This is a genomic window from Enterococcus sp. 7F3_DIV0205 (assembly GCF_002141365.2).
GTDB lineage: Bacteria > Bacillota > Bacilli > Lactobacillales > Enterococcaceae > Enterococcus_L > Enterococcus_L palustris.
Window position 1 is genome coordinate 1,008,808 of the sequence record NZ_CP147244.1, and the last position, 19,124, is coordinate 1,027,931.

Here is a 19,124-nt window from a genome sequence, read left to right on the forward strand (position 1 = left end):
GCATTATTTGGTCATAGCTGACTCTTAAAAAAATTTGACATACTTAGCTTAAGTATGCCAAATTTTTTTTTGCTCTTGCTTTTGAATCGGACGATTATTACTTGTCCATCCTTTTTCTTTCATTAATTTCAAAATAGTACGACTAAAAAGAGAAGAAACTGTTGAAAACACGATCCAATGAACATCCCCTATACATGGGGGCGTCGTATACGAACCATAATATGCATAGTAATTCACTAGTTGAGGGATAAAAACTTTAGGATTTAAGCGAAGACTTTTTTTTCTTAGATCCCAATTTATAGTTGTGCAGCTCTCCTCTATTTGTAGCAATTCCTCATTACCAACAATTTTTTTAAATAAGACAGCAATTACTAGCGGCTCATTTTCCTGAGAATGATGGACAAAATGAAACTCGATTGGATAAACTGCATTTTCCAGACTATGTTCACTAGGAATATGAAAGTGAATATCATCAAGGTAAAAGTATTTCCCATCAAAATACACTTTATTATTTTTTGATTTTGGAATAAAATGAAACGTATGCTTTGACCACTGTATTTGAAAATCGTCACACTCATACTCTATTTCCAATGCATCTTGGGTCAAATTATTTGTGATTTTACTTTTGGCTAATGCGATTGGTGATTGCATATACTTAGTACATGCTTGATGGTAATCATCACATAAGTTTATCCATGATTCTGGTCCTTTGTTTAAAGAATAATCCCACTCTATTTCTTTTTCCATATTGACGTATCCTTCCTGCAGTTATAAAACGCTTACAATTTTATATTTGAAGATAGTATAATCGATGAACTTATGGTTGTATTTGTCCAAATAGAGCAAAGAAATTTAAAAACATTAGTCAGAATGTACCATGAATTATATTTGATTTCTTATTATGATGTAAAAAAGCGTTTACATTTCTAGTTTCGATCAATACATGTTCTATTAAATTGCTATAGGAGGAAAAAAATGAATAACAGCAGTGAAAAAATTGACACGCATTACTGGAAAAGAATTGTCGTATTACTATGTTTTGGTTGGGTCACTATTTGGGTCTATCGCGCGTCCCTTACACCATTATTTTCAGAAATCCAAGGAACGGTCGGTCTTCACACCAATGCACAAATGGGCTTGATCTCTAGTTGTTATTTTTTAGGGGCAACAAGTATGCAGATTCCAGCTGGGATGCTCGTTGACCGACTCGGAAAGAAAACTGTGATGATTCCTGGATTTATTTTATTTGGTGCAGCAGCATTTATGATCACTCAAGCGCAATCTTTGACACTTATTTATTTTGCTAGTGTTCTAGCCGGCTTAGGTTGTGGTTCATACTATGGCGCAGCTTTCTCACTTTCATCTGAAAGTATCCCTCAAAACAGAAAAGGCCTTTCTACCGCTATTATTAACAGTGGTTCTGCCGTTGGTATGGGGATTGGGATGATTCTTTCCAGTCTTTTAGTCAAACAATTTAATTTTCCATGGCAATCGATGATGTTCCTTTGCTTTGGACTGATTGTTACAATGATCATCGCCTTTACGTTTGGGATAAAAAGTAGTCCAACAAAACAACAAAATGAAACCACTGACACTACAGATACAGTAACTGAAGTACCAACTACAACAGAAAAACCGACCGGACTTTTTTCAGCTAAAATGCTTGTCTCTTACTTGTTATATTTTGGCACTTGTTATGGTTACTATATGGTCGTTACATGGCTCCCCGCATTCTTACAAGATGAACGCGGTTTTAAAGGTGTGGCGATTGGATTTTCATCAGCACTTGTAGCTTTTGCTGCTATTCCAGGTGCTTTGATTTTTAGTCGAATTTCCGATAAATGGCAGTCTAAAAAAATAACGATCATCTTAGCACTAGAATTAGGTGCAGCGGCAATGTTGCTGTTGACTGTCACCGCTAAGACTTCTTCATTACTATTAGTTGCATTGATACTTTATGGTTTCTTAGGGAAATTAGCCGTTGAGCCGATCATTATTTCATTTATCAGCGACCAGGCAAACCCTTTAATTTTGGGAACTACTCTTGGGATCTCAAACTTTTTCGGCTTAAGCGCCTCTATTTTTGCTCCTACGATTACAGGAGTTATCTCCGATGCGTCTGGAACAAGGGAAATGGGTTTTTACATCTCAATCATTATTATGGTCCTAGCTGCCGTAGCTTTTTTCATCGTGAACAAAGTCCCTGAAAAAGATAGTGCTTATGAACTAGATTAAGTCTTTAACAAACTATACTGGGAATTAAAAACGCCTGTAATACCAATTATTGCCTCAAAAAAAGAAAACAGTGAGCAGAGATTATCTGCTCACTGTTTCTTTTTTGCTTATTGTTCTTCCTTCTCATCACCGTAGAAATTCACATTGCTGTTCGTTCCTTTTTTTGAGAAGTTTTCAATTAATTCTTTGACATCTAAACCTGTTGTTTCTTTTAATGTTTCTTGCGTACCAGCTAATAAATTCGTTGCATAGTTCGTAATCCGATTAGCGCCCGCATTCTCTCCGCCGCCGCCTGTATCAACGACTGAGATTTTATCAATATTGCTAAGTGGTTGAGCCGCTTCTTTCATCAATTGTGGTAACATTTCCATCACCATGCTTAAGACAGCAGCTTCGCCGTATTCCTTAAAGGCATCCGCAATTTTTTGTTTTGCTTCGGCTTCGGCAGCACCACGGGCTAAAATAGATTCCGCTTCCGCTTGACCCGCTAAACGAGTTTGGTTTGCTTCAGCTTCTGCTAATGATTCCACACGGAAACGTTCAGCTTCGGCTTCGGCTACTTCACGGGCTTTTTGAGCTAGTGCTTCTTGTTCTTTCGCATAACGATCAGCATCTGCTTTTTTCTTCACTTCAGAATCGTATTGTTTTTCACGACGAATGATTTCTTTTTCTTCCAACTCGATTTGTTTTTGACGTTCAATAACTTTGACTTCCATCTCTTGGGCAATAACGTCTTGTTGTGCTTTAGCTGTCTCTAAGTTATAAGCTTGGTCAGCTTTGGCTTTAGCAATATCTTGTTCTTCTTTGTAAGTTGCTAATTTCAATTCTTTTTCTTTTGAGGCTTCAGCAATTTCTGTTTGACGTTGTAATTCAGCTTGCTGTGACTCTTTTTCTGCTTCCGCTTTTTTGATCCGTGTTTCTTTCCAAGCTTCTGCTTCAGCGATATCTGCATCACGTTTTACTTGTGCGATTCTTGGTTTTCCTAAAGAATCTAGATACCCATTTTTATCACGAACTTCTTTGATTGTGAATGATACAATGATCAGACCCATCTTGGCCAAATCCACACTCGCAACTTCCTGCACACTTTGACTAAATTTATCACGATTTTGATAAATTTCTTCTACAGTCATTGAACCTAAAATCGAACGTAAATGACCTTCTAAAACTTCACGTGCTTCATTTTCAAGTTCTTCACGTGTTTTACCTAAAAATTGTTCCGCCGCGGTTGCGATTTCTTCAACTGAAGAACCGATTTTGATGATCGAGGTTCCATCACACATTACTGGAACTCCTTGTTCTGTATAAACTTCCGGTGTGGATACATCTAGCTTACTTGATAACAAACTAATTCGATTCGAGCGTTGGAATACTGGTAATACAAAGGCACCTCCGCCACGAACGATTTTTATTTTATTGCCACGCTCATCAGCATGAACATTCTTATTACCTAAATAACTCCCACTAATAATCAACGCTTCATCTGGTTTGGCTGTTTGATATTTTGAGATAAAAACAATCAACATCATCAATAAAATAAAAACAACCAGAACAATTGGTCCTAAAATCCCTAATTCCATTTTCTTCTACCCCTTCTTGTTTATAATTGTAAACTACCCTCATAAGGAACGACGTAACACACACGTTCTTTGATTTCAATAATCAGTACTTGCGCCCCTCGTTCGATTGGTTGGTCTTGTGGCGCATAGAATGCCGCTGGTCTACTGATTGACCCAGTGACACTTTTAAATTGAATCTCACCCATACCGCCAACTGGAATCGGCGTAATAACAGTTGCCGTATTGCCTTCCATATCCTTTTCCGAAATCGAAATGGTTGATTCCGCATTTTTCAACGGCATCAACACATAAAAATTTAAGAAAAAAACGAGAATTGACGCAATTGCGCCACTGACGATGAATAACATTAGATGATTCCAACCAAGTAAACGCTCTCCTAAATAACCGAATAATGATGTAAATGCCAACCATGGAATAGCTAACATCGGATCAATAGGTCCGTCAAAATCAAAAATATCTCCGAAAATCACCAGTAAAACCGCAATTCCTGCACAAATAATCAGTGTGTAAAGATAAATTGTTTCAATCGGAATTCCTTGAATCACGTTCTCACTCCTTTCTTGTCTGATTCCCACGCCTTTTTTTGTCGTTTTATTATTGAAACGGCTTTTTCCATTCTCTCCTGACGTTCTCCCGAAGATACTTATATTTTACCAATATTCTGTACAAAAGGACAGCTAATCTTAAAAAAGTCATCCATCAAAAGTATCTGTTCACACAAAAAGAAAAGGCTAGGACATAACTTTAGAGTTATGTCCTAGCCTTAAGAAATCCAAATAAATAGTGAGCGCAAAAGCGACGCCTTCTTTTTTCGGAGTTAAATGTTTTTGTTCCACTCTAACTTTTTATCCGTTTTATTCATTTGATTTTAAAGCTTCGATCATATCGACTTTTCTCAATTTTCTATGCATGAAAACCATGACCAACAAAGTAAAGAATAAGGTGATCAACGCGGAATAAAGATAGCTAAACCAATGAATAGTCGGAGAAAACATCAACATATCAACTTCTACCGTTGTCAATACATAACCATGAACAAGTTTTCCAAAGAAACAACCGAAGAAAATACCGATCAACGTTAAAATAATATTTTCCCGATAAACATACATCGTCACTTCTTTATCATAAAAACCTAATACTTTGATTGTTGAGAGTTCTCTGATTCGTTCTGAGATATTGATATTCGTCAAGTTATACAACACGATAAATGCCAACAAACCAGAGACTGTGATCAAGACCCATACAACAATATTCAAACTGTGGATCGTATCATCTAGTGCATCACTAGAGATAGATAAGAAGGAAACATTTAAAACATTTTGATTTGCCATCAATTCTTTTCCTATTGAAGCCTCAGTTTGTTCATCTGGCACTTTATCAAAAAGCAAAAACTCCGTGTTATATTTCGGTGCTTTCTTGACTATTTTTTCATAATAGGCTGGTGACATATAGGCAAAGTGACCTGTATAATTTTCGGCAATCGCCTTGATTTTAAATTTGTATTCTTGGTTGTCACTGTTTTTCAAAACAAGTGTATCACCTGTTTTATAGTGGAATAAATTAGCTAATTTTTCGTTGATGATGACACCATCATCTGTCAACTCATATTTTTTGCCAGATTGCCGATCATTGAATAAGATAAAATGATCGATTTCTTTTGGTGTTTCAGGAACATAAATTGAAACATCTTGTTTTGCATTCGATTTATTGGTCGTTTTTAAAGACTCGATGTACAAAGGCATCGTTTCCTTTAACCCGTTAACATTATCCAATACCGCTTGATAATTCTCTTGCTCCTTTTTATTCGTTCCATCTTTGAACGTCACAACAGCTTGGTAATGCCAGATTTTATTAAATTGTACTTCTACGATATCTGAAATTGAATCTTTCAACCCAAAGCCTGTAATAATCAATGCCATACATCCTGCAATTCCTAAAACTGTCATTAGCATTCGTTGCTTGTAACGGAACAAATTCCGTGCTGTTACTTTTTGAATAAAGCTCAATCGATTCCAAATTGGTTTTACTCTTTCTAACCAAATCCGTTGACCAGCTTTAGGTGCTTTGGGGCGTAAAAGACTTGCGGGAGTGCTAAATAAGTCGATTCGTAAAACAACCATCGCTGCACCGGCTGTACATAGCACAGCCACCAAAATAGCAATCAAACTATAACTCAAATACCAAGGTGTCACAAAATTTGGAATATTATATAATTGGCCATATGCATCAAAGATGATCGTCGGGAATAAATAATACCCAACAAACAATCCTAAAACAGCACCACATAAACTGGCAATTGCTGCATACACTAAAAATTTAAAGGCAATTTCACCGTTTCGATAGCCTAATGCTTTCAAACTACCGATTTCCATCCGCTTTTCCTCAACCATACGAGTCATCGTGGTTAAACTAACTAACGCTGCAATCAGGAAAAAGAAAATTGGAAAAACGGTTGATAGAGACGAAATACGATTCGCATTGTCTTCATATTCTGAATACCCAGGATTATCATCTCTTGTGAAATAGTAATAATCTGCTGCTTTTAAATCAGCTAATTCTTTTTGTTTCTTTTCTAATTGTTTTTTGGCATCCGCCAATTTCGCTAGACTTTCTTCCTTTTCTTTTTGAAAGTCGGCTAGTCCTTGATCATAGGCTCTTTGTCCCTCATCAATTTTGGCTTGCGCTTCATCTAATTTTGCTTGTCCGTCAATTTTTGACTGTTCCAATTGCGCTTGTCCCGCTGATAATTGTTCTTTTCCAGAAGCTAATTGCGCTTGTGCTTGTGCTAGTTGAGTTTCTGCTACAGCGATTTGCTGTTGACCTTCCGTGAATTGAGCGATCGATTGATTGATAGTAGCAATGGTTTGATCAAGCGATTGCAAACCTTGTGCAACGTCAGCTTGTTGTGCTGATAAATTTGCTAAAGCACCATTGATGGTTTGCATCACAACCCCTATGTTTCCTCTTTCTGGTTGGGTAATCAGTTGATTGATCGCACTAGTTATTTCAGCTGGCGCTCCTAATGATTGAACTGCTGATTGTAATTGTGGGGCAGCTTCCGCAATACTTTCTGACAATAACGCATCTGGTACACGATCCAAAATAGCAACCGAAGAAGCTAAACTCTGATAACCATTGACTAATTGATTTAACGATTCACTTGATGTCGCTAGTTCATTGCGCTGTTGTTGTAACCCAGGTAAGGCATTTTGACCTTCAGCAACTTGATTTTCTGCTTGTGCTAACTCAGTTCGTTTTGTTTCAAGTAAGTTTTTTTGAGCTGTAAGCTCATTTTCACTGTTGATGATCGTTGTTTGATTTGCTGCAAGTTCATTTTCTGCTGTCGTGATTTGTTGTGTGTAGGTTGCTTGTGCTTGCGCTAATTCTTGCTTTCCTGACACTAATTCCTGTTCACTTGACTGCAATTTTATTTCAGCATCTTTTAAAGCATTTTCTCCGTCCGTAATCTCTTTTTGCGCTTTTTCAAATGAAGCTTTTGATTCTTCACGGATTTCTTCTACGCGTTGTTTTGGACGTTTCTTCATTGCTTGTTTAACGGATGCAACTGCTGTTTCTCGTTTGTCCTTATACTCAGTTGAATAGCTGTCAATATTGTTAAGACCTTTGAAAGACACTAGTATTTCTGTATAGACTGAAAGATCCATATCTTCTTTTGGAACTACTGCAAAAAAATCTAGTGAACCTTTTCCTATCGTTGTATTCCCTCTTGACGTATTCTCGATATACTCAGGTGATTGAACAAATCCGACGATTTTAAACTGCGTTTTTTTCAATGCTTTGTCTTTGTTGTCTTCTTTTGATAGTGTCAGAGTCTCCCCTAATTTATAGTGTCCTCGTAATTGAGCAAGGTCATCTAGAACGATCTCTCCACTTTTTTTAGGCATTCGACCGTCAACAATTTTATAGTCAGTCAAAGGTGGTTTTTCTTTGATGTCGTAGCTGACAAATTTTACCGCAACATTTCGATCGCTAATAGCTAGATCCTTTGTATATCTCGGAAAAACAGTCTCTACATCTTTCACTTGCTTCACTTCATCAATGTCTTTATCTGTTAACCCAAGAGTCGAAACGATTCGGGCGTCTGGTAATTTTTGCTTTTGATAATAGTTTGAAGCTGTTTGAGTCATATCAGGCCCTGTTGCTTTTAAACCAACAAAAACCATCACACCGAGAAAAATAATTCCCATGATCGATATAAATCGCGTTTTAGATTGTTTGATTTCTCGAAAACTTGTTTTGAGTAAGGCTGTTTTTTTCAACACGGCCACCTACCATTCTATCTCGGATACAGGTTTTGGTTCATCGTTGATCGTTACACTTCTAACTTTGGCATCATTAATGCGAATCACGCGATCCGCCATTGGTGCAATCGCAGAATTATGTGTGATGATGATAACAGTCGTACCAGTATTACGAGCAGTTTCTTGTAAAATTGTTAATATTTGTTTTCCCGTTTCATAATCTAAGGCACCTGTAGGTTCGTCGCATAATAACAATTTAGGACGCTTGGCAATGGCTCTGGCAATCGTCACTCGTTGTTGCTCACCACCAGATAATTGTGCCGGAAAATTGTCTAATCTAGCGCCCAAACCAACTGATTTCAAGACTTCTTCCGGATTCAATGCATCCGAAACGATTTGAGAAGCTAACTCAACATTTTCTTTTGTGGTTAAATTAGGCACTAAATTATAAAATTGAAAAACAAATCCAACATCATTTCTGCGATATGTTGTTAATTGCTTTTCATTAAATTTGGCAATATCCGTTCCATCGATTACGATCTGCCCCTCATCACAAGAATCCATTCCACCTAAAATATTTAATACAGTTGATTTCCCAGCACCACTTGGACCTAAGATGACAGCTACTTCCCCTTTTTCTACGGAAAAGGTGATCCCATCATTTGCAGCTATTGTGGTATCTCCCATATGATATCTTTTATATTCATTTATTACATCAATATACGCCATGTTTTTTCAATCCCCTCTCAAAAGAATTTTATCATAATAAGACTAACAAGTCCTCTTACAGCACAAAAGGTTTTTGATTTTTTTGTTTTTTTTCGTATAATAGAAGGATGACTTATTATAAATTTTCAACAAAAGTCAGCTTTATTTTCAGTTAGGAGAAAAAACATGGCAAGAAAAAAACAAAAGCCACCGTTCAGTCCAGCAGTTATGCTCGTGGCAGTTTTAATTATTTTAGTTTTAGGAGTATTTGGGGTACAAGTCCCAACTGACATTCAGGAGATGTTCGGAATTCACACACAGGAACAAACGAAATCAAGTACGACAAAACCTGTAAGTTCGACGAATCCTGGGCCTAAGGAACTTGGAGCTGCAAATTTTTCAGCCGCTGAGTTAGCTGATAGTAAAAAAGGTTGGATTGATTATCACGCTTTAGATTCACTTGGTCGGGCAACTGGCGCTGATGCTTTATTGAAACCAGCAATGGTCAATACAGGTACATCCGCTAATAAGGATATTCGCCCACCCGGTTTTGTTTCTGGTTTAGAACCAACCTCTCATTCTAGAGGACATTTGATTGGACGGCAGCTTGGCGGTTCAGGTGATGATGCAAGAAATCTCACCACTCTTTATCAAACACCTGTAAATACACCTTTTATGACTAAATACGAAAACCAAATCCGTCAAGCCTTAGATAATGGAGAAACGATCCGTTATCGGGTCACACCAGTTTATGAAGGTACTGAATTATTATGTAAACAAATCGATTTAGAAGCAAAAGGCCTGGGTAAAAATACCACCATTGATTTTCGTGTTACGATATTGAATGAAAAATAGCCTGTTCGGCTTTTAAGTTTAGGAGGAAGGTATATGGATTTTCCAACGATAAAAGACCAGCTTACAGAATCTGATCCACAAAGTTTTTTAACCGCGGTTTTAGAAAATGAACAGGATGAAGAAAGTGCGATTATTTTCAGCCAAACTTTAGAAGAGCAATTTGAGCAAAATGTTCAATACCTTGCTTCTGATGAAACAATTTCCTCGGATGATATTTCAAATTGGAAACAAAAAGAATTTTTGGTTGTAGCACAAACGATTGACGGAGATTATATCGCAGGTACAACTGAACAGAGCTTTGTTATTCCAGTTTCACTTTATAAAGAAGATATCGAGACCTATGATCTATTCTTATCCGATTTTTTTATTGCGTACACTAGTGGTACATTAAACTCTTCTATCTTACCTAAAAATGAATCACTATAAAAAAACAGCTTTCAGCAAAATTGCTGAAAGCTGTTTTTTTATTATGCACGGTAACGTTCTACACCGTCCAAATAGGTTGCATCTAATTCCATATTTGGATTTAACACGATAAAGTCTGCATCGCGACCTTTAGAAATCATACCGCATTTGTCATCGATTTTACAACTAACAGCTGGAACTAATGTTGCCATCATAATCGCTTGTTCTGGTGTAGCGATTTCCCAGTCCACAACGTTTTTGATTGCTTCTTTTAATTTTAAAATACTACCAGCTAAATTGCCCGATTCTAAACGAGCTGTTCCGTCTTTAACAACAACTGGAAACTCGCCTAAAATGTAATCACCTTCTGGCATGCCGCCAGCCATCATACAGTCAGTAATCAATGCTACATGATCATGACCCGCTTTTTCCATTAAAATATCTGCTGCATTCGGGTGAACATGGTGTCCATCACAAATCAATTCAGAAAAGACATGTTTCAATGACATTAGTGCGCCGACCATTCCTGGTTCACGATGATTCAATCCACGCATCCCATTATATGCATGAACAAAGACACTAGCACCAGATTCTACTGCATCTGTTGCTTGCTCTAATGTTGCATCACTGTGACCTAACGCCACAACAACACCTTCATCTGTTACAGCTTTTACAAACTCTTTAACACCCTTACGTTCTGGAGCTAATGCGATTTTTTTGATCAAACCGCCAGAAGCTTCCTGCCACTCATTAAATGTCGCTAAATCTGGATCGCCAAAGTAACTTGGATTTTGAGCGCCTTTGTGTTCTTCTGTAAAGAAAGGTCCTTCAAAGTAAATTCCTTGAACTTTCGCTCCTGGAACTTCTTGATAAACATCACCGATCGTTTTGGCAACATCTTTTAAGCGTTCTTTACTTGAAGTCAACGTTGTTGGTAAAAATGATGTTACACCACAAGATAACAATCCTTCTGACATAACTTTCAATCCTTCAGCATCGTTATCCATCACATCATGATTCATATAACCATGAATATGGGTATCAACCAAGCCAGGTGCAATCCATTTGCCTTCTTCTTTGATTACTTTTACATCTTTTTCAGGAACTTCTTTATAAAAATCTCCGAAAAGACCATCTGTGATCTCTAAATAACCTGGTCCTTTTACATCACTTTTTAAAAAGAACTTTTCAGCAAAGATAAACGTTCTCATCTTCATCCTTCTTTCTTTAATTTTCTACTATAAACGTACTCTTAAAATCAGGTAAAGTCAAGAATGGTGTAGACCTTTTCAAAAAATATTTACATAACTTTCCTTAGATTTTAATTGTTTCGATACGGAGAATTTGTTCCGATAAAATTTGATATTCTTCTGCTTGTTCTATTTTTCCTTTAACAAACATCAATTGACTTTTTAATTGAAATAATTCGCTTAGATAGTAATAACTATTTCGATGTCTTGACCAAACAATTCCCTGATCGATATAGATTTGAGCCTCTTCCAAACGTTTTTGATCTGTTAAAAATTTAGAGTAATTATAAAATATCTTTGTTAATTCAGCAGTCACGCGTTCATTTGGTAATTTATGAAAATAATGAATACTTAGTTTCAAATATTTCTCAGCATCCGCAATCTTACCAATACTACTATATGTACTGCCGATACAACTGATCACTTGAATTTCAAAATCAGACAAGTTCACTTTATTTGCTTGATAGGTGTATGAAAGACCTTTTTTCAAGTCAAGGATCGCTTGTTCGTAATCACTGCAAAGATAAAATTTACAACTACCTAAATAATAATAATAGCGTTGCCAGTCTGTATCCAAATGTAAACGTTCTTCAATTTGAGTATCTTTCATGTACCTCATTATTTTTTTATATTCTTTATGTCGAAAGTAATCCGCTATTTTTTCAAATATTTGTGTAATCAAACGAACTTCATCTGACTTGAACTGCATGATTTGGTCCATTGTTACACCTAAACGCTGACAAATTTGTTGCATCACTACCACATTAGGTAACTCTTCATTATTTTCGATCCTACTCAATACACTTTGTGAACAAATGTCTTCTGATAACATTTTTTGCGTTAGTTTTCTATTCTTACGAATCTCTTTAATAACTGCTCCAAAAGAATCCATACCTTCACTCCTAAGCCAATTTCAATGATCTATTACTAATAAAAAAAGTTTTGTTAATCAAAAAGATTCAAAATATGCGAATTCGCATTATGCATTTATTGTACTTTATTGCATAATATACTGCAAGAACATTACCTAATACTAGACCGAGACGATTTAAAATAATTTTGCTTTGCAAATAAGGGGTGTTACTCATGACACAGGAGAAACGAATTAGCTTCAGTTGGGACAAAAGTAGTTATCAGGGCTATGTCGAAAAAGAATATGAAAATGCTTATTTGGTTGTTGTTTCGGATCCAAGTCCGGATATGGAAGAAAAGTACACAAATCGTATGGTAATTAGTAAAAAAGATTGCAAAACTACAGACTAATTTTGTAGATAGCAATCGAAAAATGAGAGTGACTCAAAACGGAAATCGTTTTGAGTCACTCTTTTTAGTTCTAAATTTTCCTTACTATTTTTGCTTGTAGGTACTTAAAAACTCACGCATTTTTTCAGTTGTAAATTTCAAGTCTTCCATTTTAGGAAGATACACAATTCTAAAATGATCTGGTTGAGTCCAGTTAAATCCGCCACCATGCACCAATAAAATATGGTGTTCATGTAGAAAATCTAGAACAAATTTCTCATCATCATAAATATTAAAACGGGCAGTATCAATTTTTGGGAAAATATAAAAAGCTGCTTTGGGTTTCACTGCTGAAAGCCCTGGAATAGCGTTGATTGCATTGTGAATATATTCCCGCTGCTCGTAGATTCTTCCTCCAGGCAATAACAAGTCGTCTACACTTTGATACCCTCCCAAAGCCGTTTGAATAATTTGTTGAGATAATACATTTGAACATAAACGCATCGAAGCCAACATGTTCAATCCTTCTATATACCCTTTCACATGTTTTTTATTCCCACTAAGTACCATCCAACCACAACGAAAACCTGCAACTCTATGTGATTTTGATAGTCCATTTAAAGTAACCACAAATAAATCTGGCGCCAATGTTGCGATCGGTATATGCGTTAGTCCGTCCATCACTAAACGATCATAGATTTCGTCTGAGAAGATGATTAAATCATTTTGTCTTGCTATTTCAACGATCTGTTCAAGGATTTCCTTAGGATACAAGGCTCCTGTCGGATTATTTGGATTGATCAACACAATTGCTTTTGTATTGGTCGTAACTTTAGATTTAATATCATCAATATCAGGATACCATTCTGCTTGTTCATCACAAATATAATGAACAGGGTTTCCACCAGCTAAAGAAACAGAAGCTGTCCATAATGGATAATCCGGCATTGGGACTAAAACTTCATCACCATTATTCAATAAGCCTTGCATACACATTGAAATCAGTTCGCTGACGCCATTACCTGTATAGATATCATTGATCGTCACATTAGGGAATCCTTTAACTTGGCAATATTGTTCAATCGCTTTACGTGCTGAAAAAATCCCTTTTGAGTCAGAATAGCCTTCTGAATTACGAACATTCATGATCATGTCGCGGACAACTTCATTTGGCGCATCAAAACCAAAGGGGGCGGGATTACCAGTATTAAGTTTCAAAATACGAATACCTTCTTCATGCATTCTGTCCGCTTCTTCTAAAACCGGACCACGTACATCATAACTTACACCATCAAGTTTGTTAGATTTCTCAAAATTTCTCATACTGTATCCCTCATTTTCAAAATTTATATCTTTAAAGTTACGCCACCTAGAAAAAAAAAGCAATGAAAAATTGAAAATTTTCTAAAAAAATTTCTTATTCCATTTTCCTATCTGCTCTATTTATTTACAAAAATAAGAATCACACCACTCTAACAGCAAAATTTCCTTTTAAATGAATCGTTGAAAAACTCTGACATCTTTCTCTTTAAGTAAAAAAGATGTCAGAGTTTTTATTTATGTTTGTAAACTCTTGCTTCATAAGGAGCAAATAGTGTGTGTTGATGAATCGCGTGATCATTGAGGTTGGATACTACCAAATTCCACTCTTCAATTTGAACATTTTCTGGCAAATCAGCCGATGCAAATTCTTTAGACAAATTAATCATGATCACAAACCTTTCTGTTCCTAAGCGACGACCATAAACAAATAATTGTGGGTGTTTAGGTAAGTACAATTTATACGATCCATAAATCAATGCTTCATTTTGATTTCTTAACTGAATTACTTCTTTGTAAAAGTTTAACACTGAATTTGGATCCATTGATTCATCTAATACATTGATGGACTGCTTATTTGGATTCATAACTATCCAAGGTGTTCTTTTTGAAAAACCAGCATATTCTTCTGCCGTCCACTGCATCGGTGTTCTTGCATTATCTCTAGCTGTTTTTCGAATCACTTCCATTGCTTTTTCCGGTGTCACTCCTGCATGGATCATTTCATAATAAAAATTTTTAGTATCTACTGCATCGATATCATCAATCGATGCAAATGGCATATTTGTCATTCCTATTTCTTGTCCTTGGTATATAAAAGGCGTTCCTTGTAGTAAAAGAAATGTGAGTGCTAATGCTTTAGCAGATGCCTGCCAGAACACAGTCTCTTCACTACCAAAACTTGAAACAGAACGAGGAATATCATGATTTTCCATATACAAAGCATTCCAACCTTTACCATCCGCCAAAGCTTCTTGCCAAGTAGTGATTGCTTCTTTAAAACGAATGACATCTAGAGTCTCTTGTTCTTCTTTATTCCAAAGTGAAATATGATCAAACTCAAACAGCATATTAAAGTATCCTTCATTTTCTCCTAACCATTGATGCGCTTCTTTGGCACTAACACCATTCGCTTCACCAACCGTTAAAATATCACGTTTTTTAAACACATCTCTCAGCTCTTCTAAGTGCGTTTCAATTCCAGGTACATTTTTAAATGATTCAAAGGGGTCGCTGGTTAAGGGCGTTTCTAAAGGTGCCTTTTTGATGTGAGAGATCGCATCAACACGAAACCCATCAATACCTTTATCTAACCACCAATCGATCATTGAAAATAATTCTCTTTTAACTCTAGGATTTTCCCAATTCAAATCAGGCTGCTCTTTGGCAAAAACATGGAGGTAATATTGATTGGTTGTTTCATCATATTCCCATGCCGATCCTCCAAAAATCGAAACCCAATCGTTGGGCGGACCATCAATCTTGCCATCTGCCCAAATATAATAATCTCTATAATCATCTTTTACGGAAGATCTTGATTCCAAAAACCAAGGATGTTGATTAGAGGTGTGATTGATAACTAAATCCATAATGATCTTGATTCCTAATGTATGTGCTTCTTCCACTAACAAATCGAATTCTTCCATCGTACCAAATGTTCTGAGAATTTTCTGGTAGTCACTGATGTCATAACCGTTATCTATATTAGGTGATTCATAGATTGGGGTGATCCAAATAAAGCCAATTCCTAACTCCTTAAGGTAGTCTAACTTTGAGCGAATACCGTTCAAATCACCGATACCATCACCATTAGTATCCATAAAACTTCTTGGGTAGATCTGATAACCAACTGCTTCTTTCCACCAAGTACGTTTGATTGTCATCTGTATCACTCCAATTTGTATTTGTCTTTCATCCATTATATAAGATATGATCAAAAAGCGTATCTAAAATGCATATATTTTTTGTATCCACTCTAAAAGCAAATACGTAGAAATTAACCAGTTGCTTTGCTATAGTTAAGTTGTTTGAAAAATAAATTTAGAGGTGAACCATGAAAAAATTAGTTAGAGTTAGTATGTCTTATATGATTTTTGGATTATTGGCCGGAGTTTTTTATCGTGAATTTACAAAATGGAATGATTTTTCTGGTACAACACAATTGAGTGTTTTACACACACATGTATTGATTTTAGGAATGTTCTTTTTCTTGATTGTTTTAGTGCTAGAAAAGAATTTTCAATTGACTAAAGAGAAAAATTATAAAAAATTCTATATTATTTATAATATTGGCTTAGGTGTTACATTATTAATGATGATCGTTCGAGGTATTTTGCAAGTATTAGGTCATCCTGAATCAGCAGCGATTTCTGGAATGGCTGGATTAGGTCATATTATCATTACAGTGGGATTAGCTTATTTCTTCCAAGTTTTATTTAAAGCAGTTAAAGAATAGACTTCACTGTTTTTAATACAAGGAATGAATCTGGTTGTCTATTCTTTTAATCATTATTAAAATGGTGCGTCTTCTAAATAAATGAAGCGCACTTTTTTTGATGTTCAGCAATTAAAGTGCCATTTCCTATAACACTTAAATGATTCACTATATCCGACTAATTTCTCCCATTCATATGCGAATAATTTTTTTGTCTTATACGTAATAAATGCAAAGAGACAGAGATATAACTCTATGAGTCACATCCCTGTCTCAAGTAATCCGAATAAACAGTGGAAACAGAAAAAACTACTATTTTACTCTTTGATTACATTGCTGTAAATCACGAATAACAAAATACTTCCCTTTATTTTCCAAGTGCTAAAGCACTAAGATTTGAAAGCTTCGTAAATAAACTCTTCCGTCCCAAGCTCTTTATTCCGGTGTTCCTATCAAAGCAATATAGCTATCTATGTTAACGATGCGCATATGTTTTACATCAAATTGTCCTCTACTATTATAGTTTCCTTTTACCTCAATTTTGTATTGGTGCATCGGTAACGACAGTACATACGTGGCAAACGGTCTGTTTTTGATAACACAATTAATACAGACATCATTTTCCCAAATTAACATCCCTGTTATAGCGTATGGCTTTTCTTTAAACACCTTGATATGGGTTAATAATCCTGTGTGGGTTTCCATAGTTTTATAATACACGAAATAACTCTAATGTCCACTCTCACGTTTTTATTTTCTCGGGTATCACGCTAAAATACCGCCGTCTGCGATAAATTCACTACCTGTTGAATAAGAAGAATCATCTGATGCTAAAAACAAGACTAATTTTGAGATTTCTTGTGGATTAGCCATCCTTTTCATCGGAATTGTTTGCTGGAATTGTTCAATTGCAGCTTTTTGTTCTCCCGTTGCTTGGGTGACCATTGGCGTAATAACGCCGCCAGGATGCACAGAATTGACGCGGATATTCCTATCTGCAAATTCTAAAGCGGCACATTTAGTTAAGCCTCTAACCGCAAATTTTGAACTGACATAGCCATAACCACCGATACTTCCTTCAAAACCTTCGATAGATGAAATATTAATGATTGAAGCTGATTGACTTTTTTTCATTAATCCGATAGATGTTTTCATCCCTAAAAAGACAGATAGTTGATTGATTTCAATCGTCCTCATAAAATCATCCTGGCTAGTATTTTCTAAACTTTTAAAGACACTAATCCCCGCATTATTAACAAGGATATCTAATACACCTTGCTCTTTAGAAATTTGCTCAATAACAGCTTGCCACTGTTCTTCTTTTGTAACGTCCAAATGAACAAAATGAGCGTTTTCGCCTAAATCGGCAGTTGCTTCTTTTCCTGAACTATCATCGATATCCGCAATATAAACGATCGCACCTTCCTTAATAAATAAAGCAGCATGCTCTTTCCCCATCCCCATCGATGCTCCAGTAACCAACGCAATTTTTCCTTTTAATCTCATTAATGAGTCCCCCATTCTTACTATATGATAAAACCAAAAACCTTATAAAACGCTTACATTCATTATAACGCTTTATAAGGTTTTGTAAATGGACGTTACAATCATTGAAAGATAAAACTAAAAAAGCACTTCCTTGAAAAGGAAGATGCTTTGCTCACAATTTTTTCATATCTGTTAAAAAAATTATGCGGCCAAGAAGACTCGAACTTCCACGGGGTTGCCCCCATCAGCCCCTCAAGCTGACGCGTCTGCCATTCCGCCATGACCGCTTTTTATAAAATAATCAATCGACTCTTTGTTGAAATTAAAGCAGATGAGTCACTCTTTCTGCGTAAATCTATCATAGAATATACCTTAGTATTTGTCAATATTCCAAAAAGTACTCCTTGAGATAACTTGAGTTACTTTCTTTTTGACTAAAACAATTACAATGCTTCATATAGAACAAATCAAGAAAAAGTGGTTAGGATATAACGTTACGAGTCACAGCCTAACCACTTAATTTCTCGGAATGTTTTTTTGCGATCTCAGATTCTCCGTTCTCCTGTCACCGTTTCTGCTTGTATTCAAATCGCTGCAGTAACATGTCATATGCTAGAGACACATCCTGAGGAATCATTACTTCACCTATATAATCACGGCCTTTAGGACCATAACCGTATTCATCATTCCTTAGTCGTGGAATTTCACCTAAAACTAAAGAAAGAAAATATTCTTTGCTCCATAAACCATTTAGCTTCGGATCTTCAAAACTGATCGTTTCATTGATAGCTGTAACGTAAGGTACTATTGGTACATAGTTTGTAAACACTGTGTCGGTTTCTTGCCATTCTTTTTTAAAAGTTGCTTTGATTCTTCTTTGTAAGATGGGATCTTCTAATAACAAGACTTTTTTGGGCGTGATTCCCATTGATTTTACAGTATTTAATGAAAAAAGGGCATTTTCACCAGAATTAGTTGATGTTGTCTCTGTTAAAAATGAGCTTGTATCGAGAGAATATTTTTCTTTAAAGTACTCTAAATACATTTCAGTTTCACTTGTGTCACTCACGTTTATGCCCATATCTTTAAAATTTTTGCGTAAAAAAGGCGTAGCATGACCAATGCCACCCACAAGTAAACACGCGGATACTTTTTTTTGCTTGTATAAATCGATCAACTCATTTGCAAGATAAGGTAAACTATTTCCAGCTAAAATCGCTAAATCATAAGTACCTGTCACTTTTTCTTTCTCTGATAAATAGTCGATGACTGTATTCCATTCCTGAATCATCTGCTCACCTACTCTGTGTTTAATTGATAAAACAATAATACCGCCATTTTCTAA

16 protein-coding genes and 1 tRNA gene are annotated in these 19,124 nt (G+C 35.9%); 5 read left to right on the forward strand and 12 right to left on the reverse strand.

The window, feature by feature from the left end; genetic code table 11:
• Positions 1–48: 48 nt before the first annotated feature.
• On the reverse strand, positions 49–747 hold the full coding sequence (locus A5821_RS04755; protein WP_086313446.1) for a carbonic anhydrase family protein: 699 nt from the start codon (positions 745–747) through the stop codon (positions 49–51).
• Between the two features lie 228 nt (positions 748–975).
• Here A5821_RS04755 and A5821_RS04760 point away from each other — a divergent pair, with 228 nt between their 5' ends.
• On the forward strand, positions 976–2,235 hold the full coding sequence (locus A5821_RS04760) for an MFS transporter (protein ID WP_086313447.1): 1,260 nt from the start codon (positions 976–978) through the stop codon (positions 2,233–2,235).
• A gap of 107 nt (positions 2,236–2,342) precedes the next feature.
• On the opposite strand, the gene A5821_RS04765 is transcribed toward A5821_RS04760, so the two are convergent.
• The 4 genes from A5821_RS04765 to A5821_RS04780 form a co-directional block, all read right to left on the reverse strand.
• Complete coding sequence (locus A5821_RS04765; RefSeq protein ID WP_086313448.1) at positions 2,343–3,815, reverse strand: flotillin family protein; 1,473 nt, start codon at positions 3,813–3,815, stop codon at positions 2,343–2,345.
• A 20-nt stretch (positions 3,816–3,835) separates the two neighbouring features.
• Positions 3,836–4,360, reverse strand: a complete 525-nt coding sequence (locus tag A5821_RS04770; RefSeq protein WP_086313449.1) for a hypothetical protein — start codon at positions 4,358–4,360, stop codon at positions 3,836–3,838.
• Positions 4,361–4,669: 309 nt separating this feature from the next.
• On the reverse strand, positions 4,670–8,098 hold the full coding sequence (locus tag A5821_RS04775) for an FtsX-like permease family protein (RefSeq protein ID WP_086313450.1): 3,429 nt from the start codon (positions 8,096–8,098) through the stop codon (positions 4,670–4,672).
• Positions 8,099–8,104: 6 nt separating this feature from the next.
• The gene (locus tag A5821_RS04780) at positions 8,105–8,806 is read right to left on the reverse strand and encodes an ABC transporter ATP-binding protein (RefSeq protein ID WP_086313451.1); all 702 of its coding nucleotides are present in this window, start codon (positions 8,804–8,806) and stop codon (positions 8,105–8,107) included.
• 165 nt (positions 8,807–8,971) lie between these two features.
• On the opposite strand from A5821_RS04780, the gene A5821_RS04785 reads away from it, so the two are divergent.
• Together A5821_RS04785 and A5821_RS04790 are read left to right on the forward strand one after the other, a co-directional pair.
• The gene (locus A5821_RS04785) at positions 8,972–9,640 is read left to right on the forward strand and encodes a DNA/RNA non-specific endonuclease (RefSeq protein WP_086313452.1); all 669 of its coding nucleotides are present in this window, start codon (positions 8,972–8,974) and stop codon (positions 9,638–9,640) included.
• Between the two features lie 33 nt (positions 9,641–9,673).
• On the forward strand, positions 9,674–10,066 hold the full coding sequence (locus A5821_RS04790; protein ID WP_086313453.1) for a hypothetical protein: 393 nt from the start codon (positions 9,674–9,676) through the stop codon (positions 10,064–10,066).
• A 41-nt stretch (positions 10,067–10,107) separates the two neighbouring features.
• Here the strand turns inward: A5821_RS04790 and nagA are convergent, their stop codons facing one another.
• Positions 10,108–11,256 (reverse strand): N-acetylglucosamine-6-phosphate deacetylase, encoded by a 1,149-nt coding sequence (gene nagA / locus A5821_RS04795; RefSeq protein ID WP_086313454.1) that lies wholly within the window; start codon positions 11,254–11,256, stop codon positions 10,108–10,110.
• A gap of 103 nt (positions 11,257–11,359) precedes the next feature.
• Positions 11,360–12,187 carry a helix-turn-helix domain-containing protein gene (locus A5821_RS04800; RefSeq protein WP_086313455.1) on the reverse strand — a complete coding sequence of 276 codons (828 nt, stop codon included), beginning with the start codon at positions 12,185–12,187 and terminating at the stop codon, positions 11,360–11,362.
• A 194-nt stretch (positions 12,188–12,381) separates the two neighbouring features.
• Between A5821_RS04800 and A5821_RS04805 the strand changes: the two genes are divergently transcribed.
• Positions 12,382–12,558: a hypothetical protein gene (locus A5821_RS04805; RefSeq protein ID WP_086313456.1), complete on the forward strand. Its 177-nt coding sequence runs from the start codon at positions 12,382–12,384 to the stop codon at positions 12,556–12,558.
• A gap of 84 nt (positions 12,559–12,642) precedes the next feature.
• On the opposite strand, the gene A5821_RS04810 is transcribed toward A5821_RS04805, so the two are convergent.
• A complete protein-coding gene (locus tag A5821_RS04810) occupies positions 12,643–13,860 on the reverse strand; it encodes a pyridoxal phosphate-dependent aminotransferase (protein WP_086313457.1) in 1,218 nt (405 codons plus the stop codon).
• Between the two features lie 230 nt (positions 13,861–14,090).
• A complete protein-coding gene (locus A5821_RS04815) occupies positions 14,091–15,740 on the reverse strand; it encodes a glycoside hydrolase family 13 protein (RefSeq protein WP_086313458.1) in 1,650 nt (549 codons plus the stop codon).
• A gap of 170 nt (positions 15,741–15,910) precedes the next feature.
• Between A5821_RS04815 and A5821_RS04820 the strand changes: the two genes are divergently transcribed.
• On the forward strand, positions 15,911–16,312 hold the full coding sequence (locus A5821_RS04820; protein ID WP_086313459.1) for a DUF2871 domain-containing protein: 402 nt from the start codon (positions 15,911–15,913) through the stop codon (positions 16,310–16,312).
• A gap of 744 nt (positions 16,313–17,056) precedes the next feature.
• Here the strand turns inward: A5821_RS04820 and A5821_RS04825 are convergent.
• From A5821_RS04825 to A5821_RS04835, 3 genes are all read right to left on the reverse strand, one after another.
• Positions 17,057–17,797 carry a glucose 1-dehydrogenase gene (locus tag A5821_RS04825; RefSeq protein WP_249921827.1) on the reverse strand — a complete coding sequence of 247 codons (741 nt, stop codon included), beginning with the start codon at positions 17,795–17,797 and terminating at the stop codon, positions 17,057–17,059.
• Between the two features lie 186 nt (positions 17,798–17,983).
• Positions 17,984–18,066 (reverse strand) — tRNA-Leu (locus tag A5821_RS04830).
• A 278-nt stretch (positions 18,067–18,344) separates the two neighbouring features.
• On the reverse strand, positions 18,345–19,070 hold the full coding sequence (locus tag A5821_RS04835) for an ElyC/SanA/YdcF family protein (RefSeq protein ID WP_086313461.1): 726 nt from the start codon (positions 19,068–19,070) through the stop codon (positions 18,345–18,347).
• Between the last annotated feature and the right edge of the window lie 54 nt (positions 19,071–19,124).

Excerpts from the sequence above, each read along its gene's own strand:
- A5821_RS04810 (WP_086313457.1), bottom strand. The coding sequence starts at position 13,860 with ATGAGAAATTTTGAGAAATCTAACAAACTTGATGGTGTAAGTTATGAT.
- A5821_RS04805 (WP_086313456.1), top strand. The coding sequence starts at position 12,382 with ATGACACAGGAGAAACGAATTAGCTTCAGTTGGGACAAAAGTAGTTAT.
- nagA (WP_086313454.1), bottom strand. The coding sequence starts at position 11,256 with ATGAGAACGTTTATCTTTGCTGAAAAGTTCTTTTTAAAAAGTGATGTA.
- A5821_RS04835 (WP_086313461.1), bottom strand. The coding sequence starts at position 19,070 with ATGATTCAGGAATGGAATACAGTCATCGACTATTTATCAGAGAAAGAA.
- A5821_RS04825 (WP_249921827.1), bottom strand. The coding sequence starts at position 17,797 with ATGAGATTAAAAGGAAAAATTGCGTTGGTTACTGGAGCATCGATGGGG.
- A5821_RS04755 (WP_086313446.1), bottom strand. The coding sequence starts at position 747 with ATGGAAAAAGAAATAGAGTGGGATTATTCTTTAAACAAAGGACCAGAA.
- A5821_RS04800 (WP_086313455.1), bottom strand. The coding sequence starts at position 12,187 with ATGGATTCTTTTGGAGCAGTTATTAAAGAGATTCGTAAGAATAGAAAA.
- A5821_RS04785 (WP_086313452.1), top strand. The coding sequence starts at position 8,972 with ATGGCAAGAAAAAAACAAAAGCCACCGTTCAGTCCAGCAGTTATGCTC.
- A5821_RS04765 (WP_086313448.1), bottom strand. The coding sequence starts at position 3,815 with ATGGAATTAGGGATTTTAGGACCAATTGTTCTGGTTGTTTTTATTTTA.
- A5821_RS04760 (WP_086313447.1), top strand. The coding sequence starts at position 976 with ATGAATAACAGCAGTGAAAAAATTGACACGCATTACTGGAAAAGAATT.
- A5821_RS04780 (WP_086313451.1), bottom strand. The coding sequence starts at position 8,806 with ATGGCGTATATTGATGTAATAAATGAATATAAAAGATATCATATGGGA.
- A5821_RS04820 (WP_086313459.1), top strand. The coding sequence starts at position 15,911 with ATGAAAAAATTAGTTAGAGTTAGTATGTCTTATATGATTTTTGGATTA.
- A5821_RS04815 (WP_086313458.1), bottom strand. The coding sequence starts at position 15,740 with ATGACAATCAAACGTACTTGGTGGAAAGAAGCAGTTGGTTATCAGATC.
- A5821_RS04790 (WP_086313453.1), top strand. The coding sequence starts at position 9,674 with ATGGATTTTCCAACGATAAAAGACCAGCTTACAGAATCTGATCCACAA.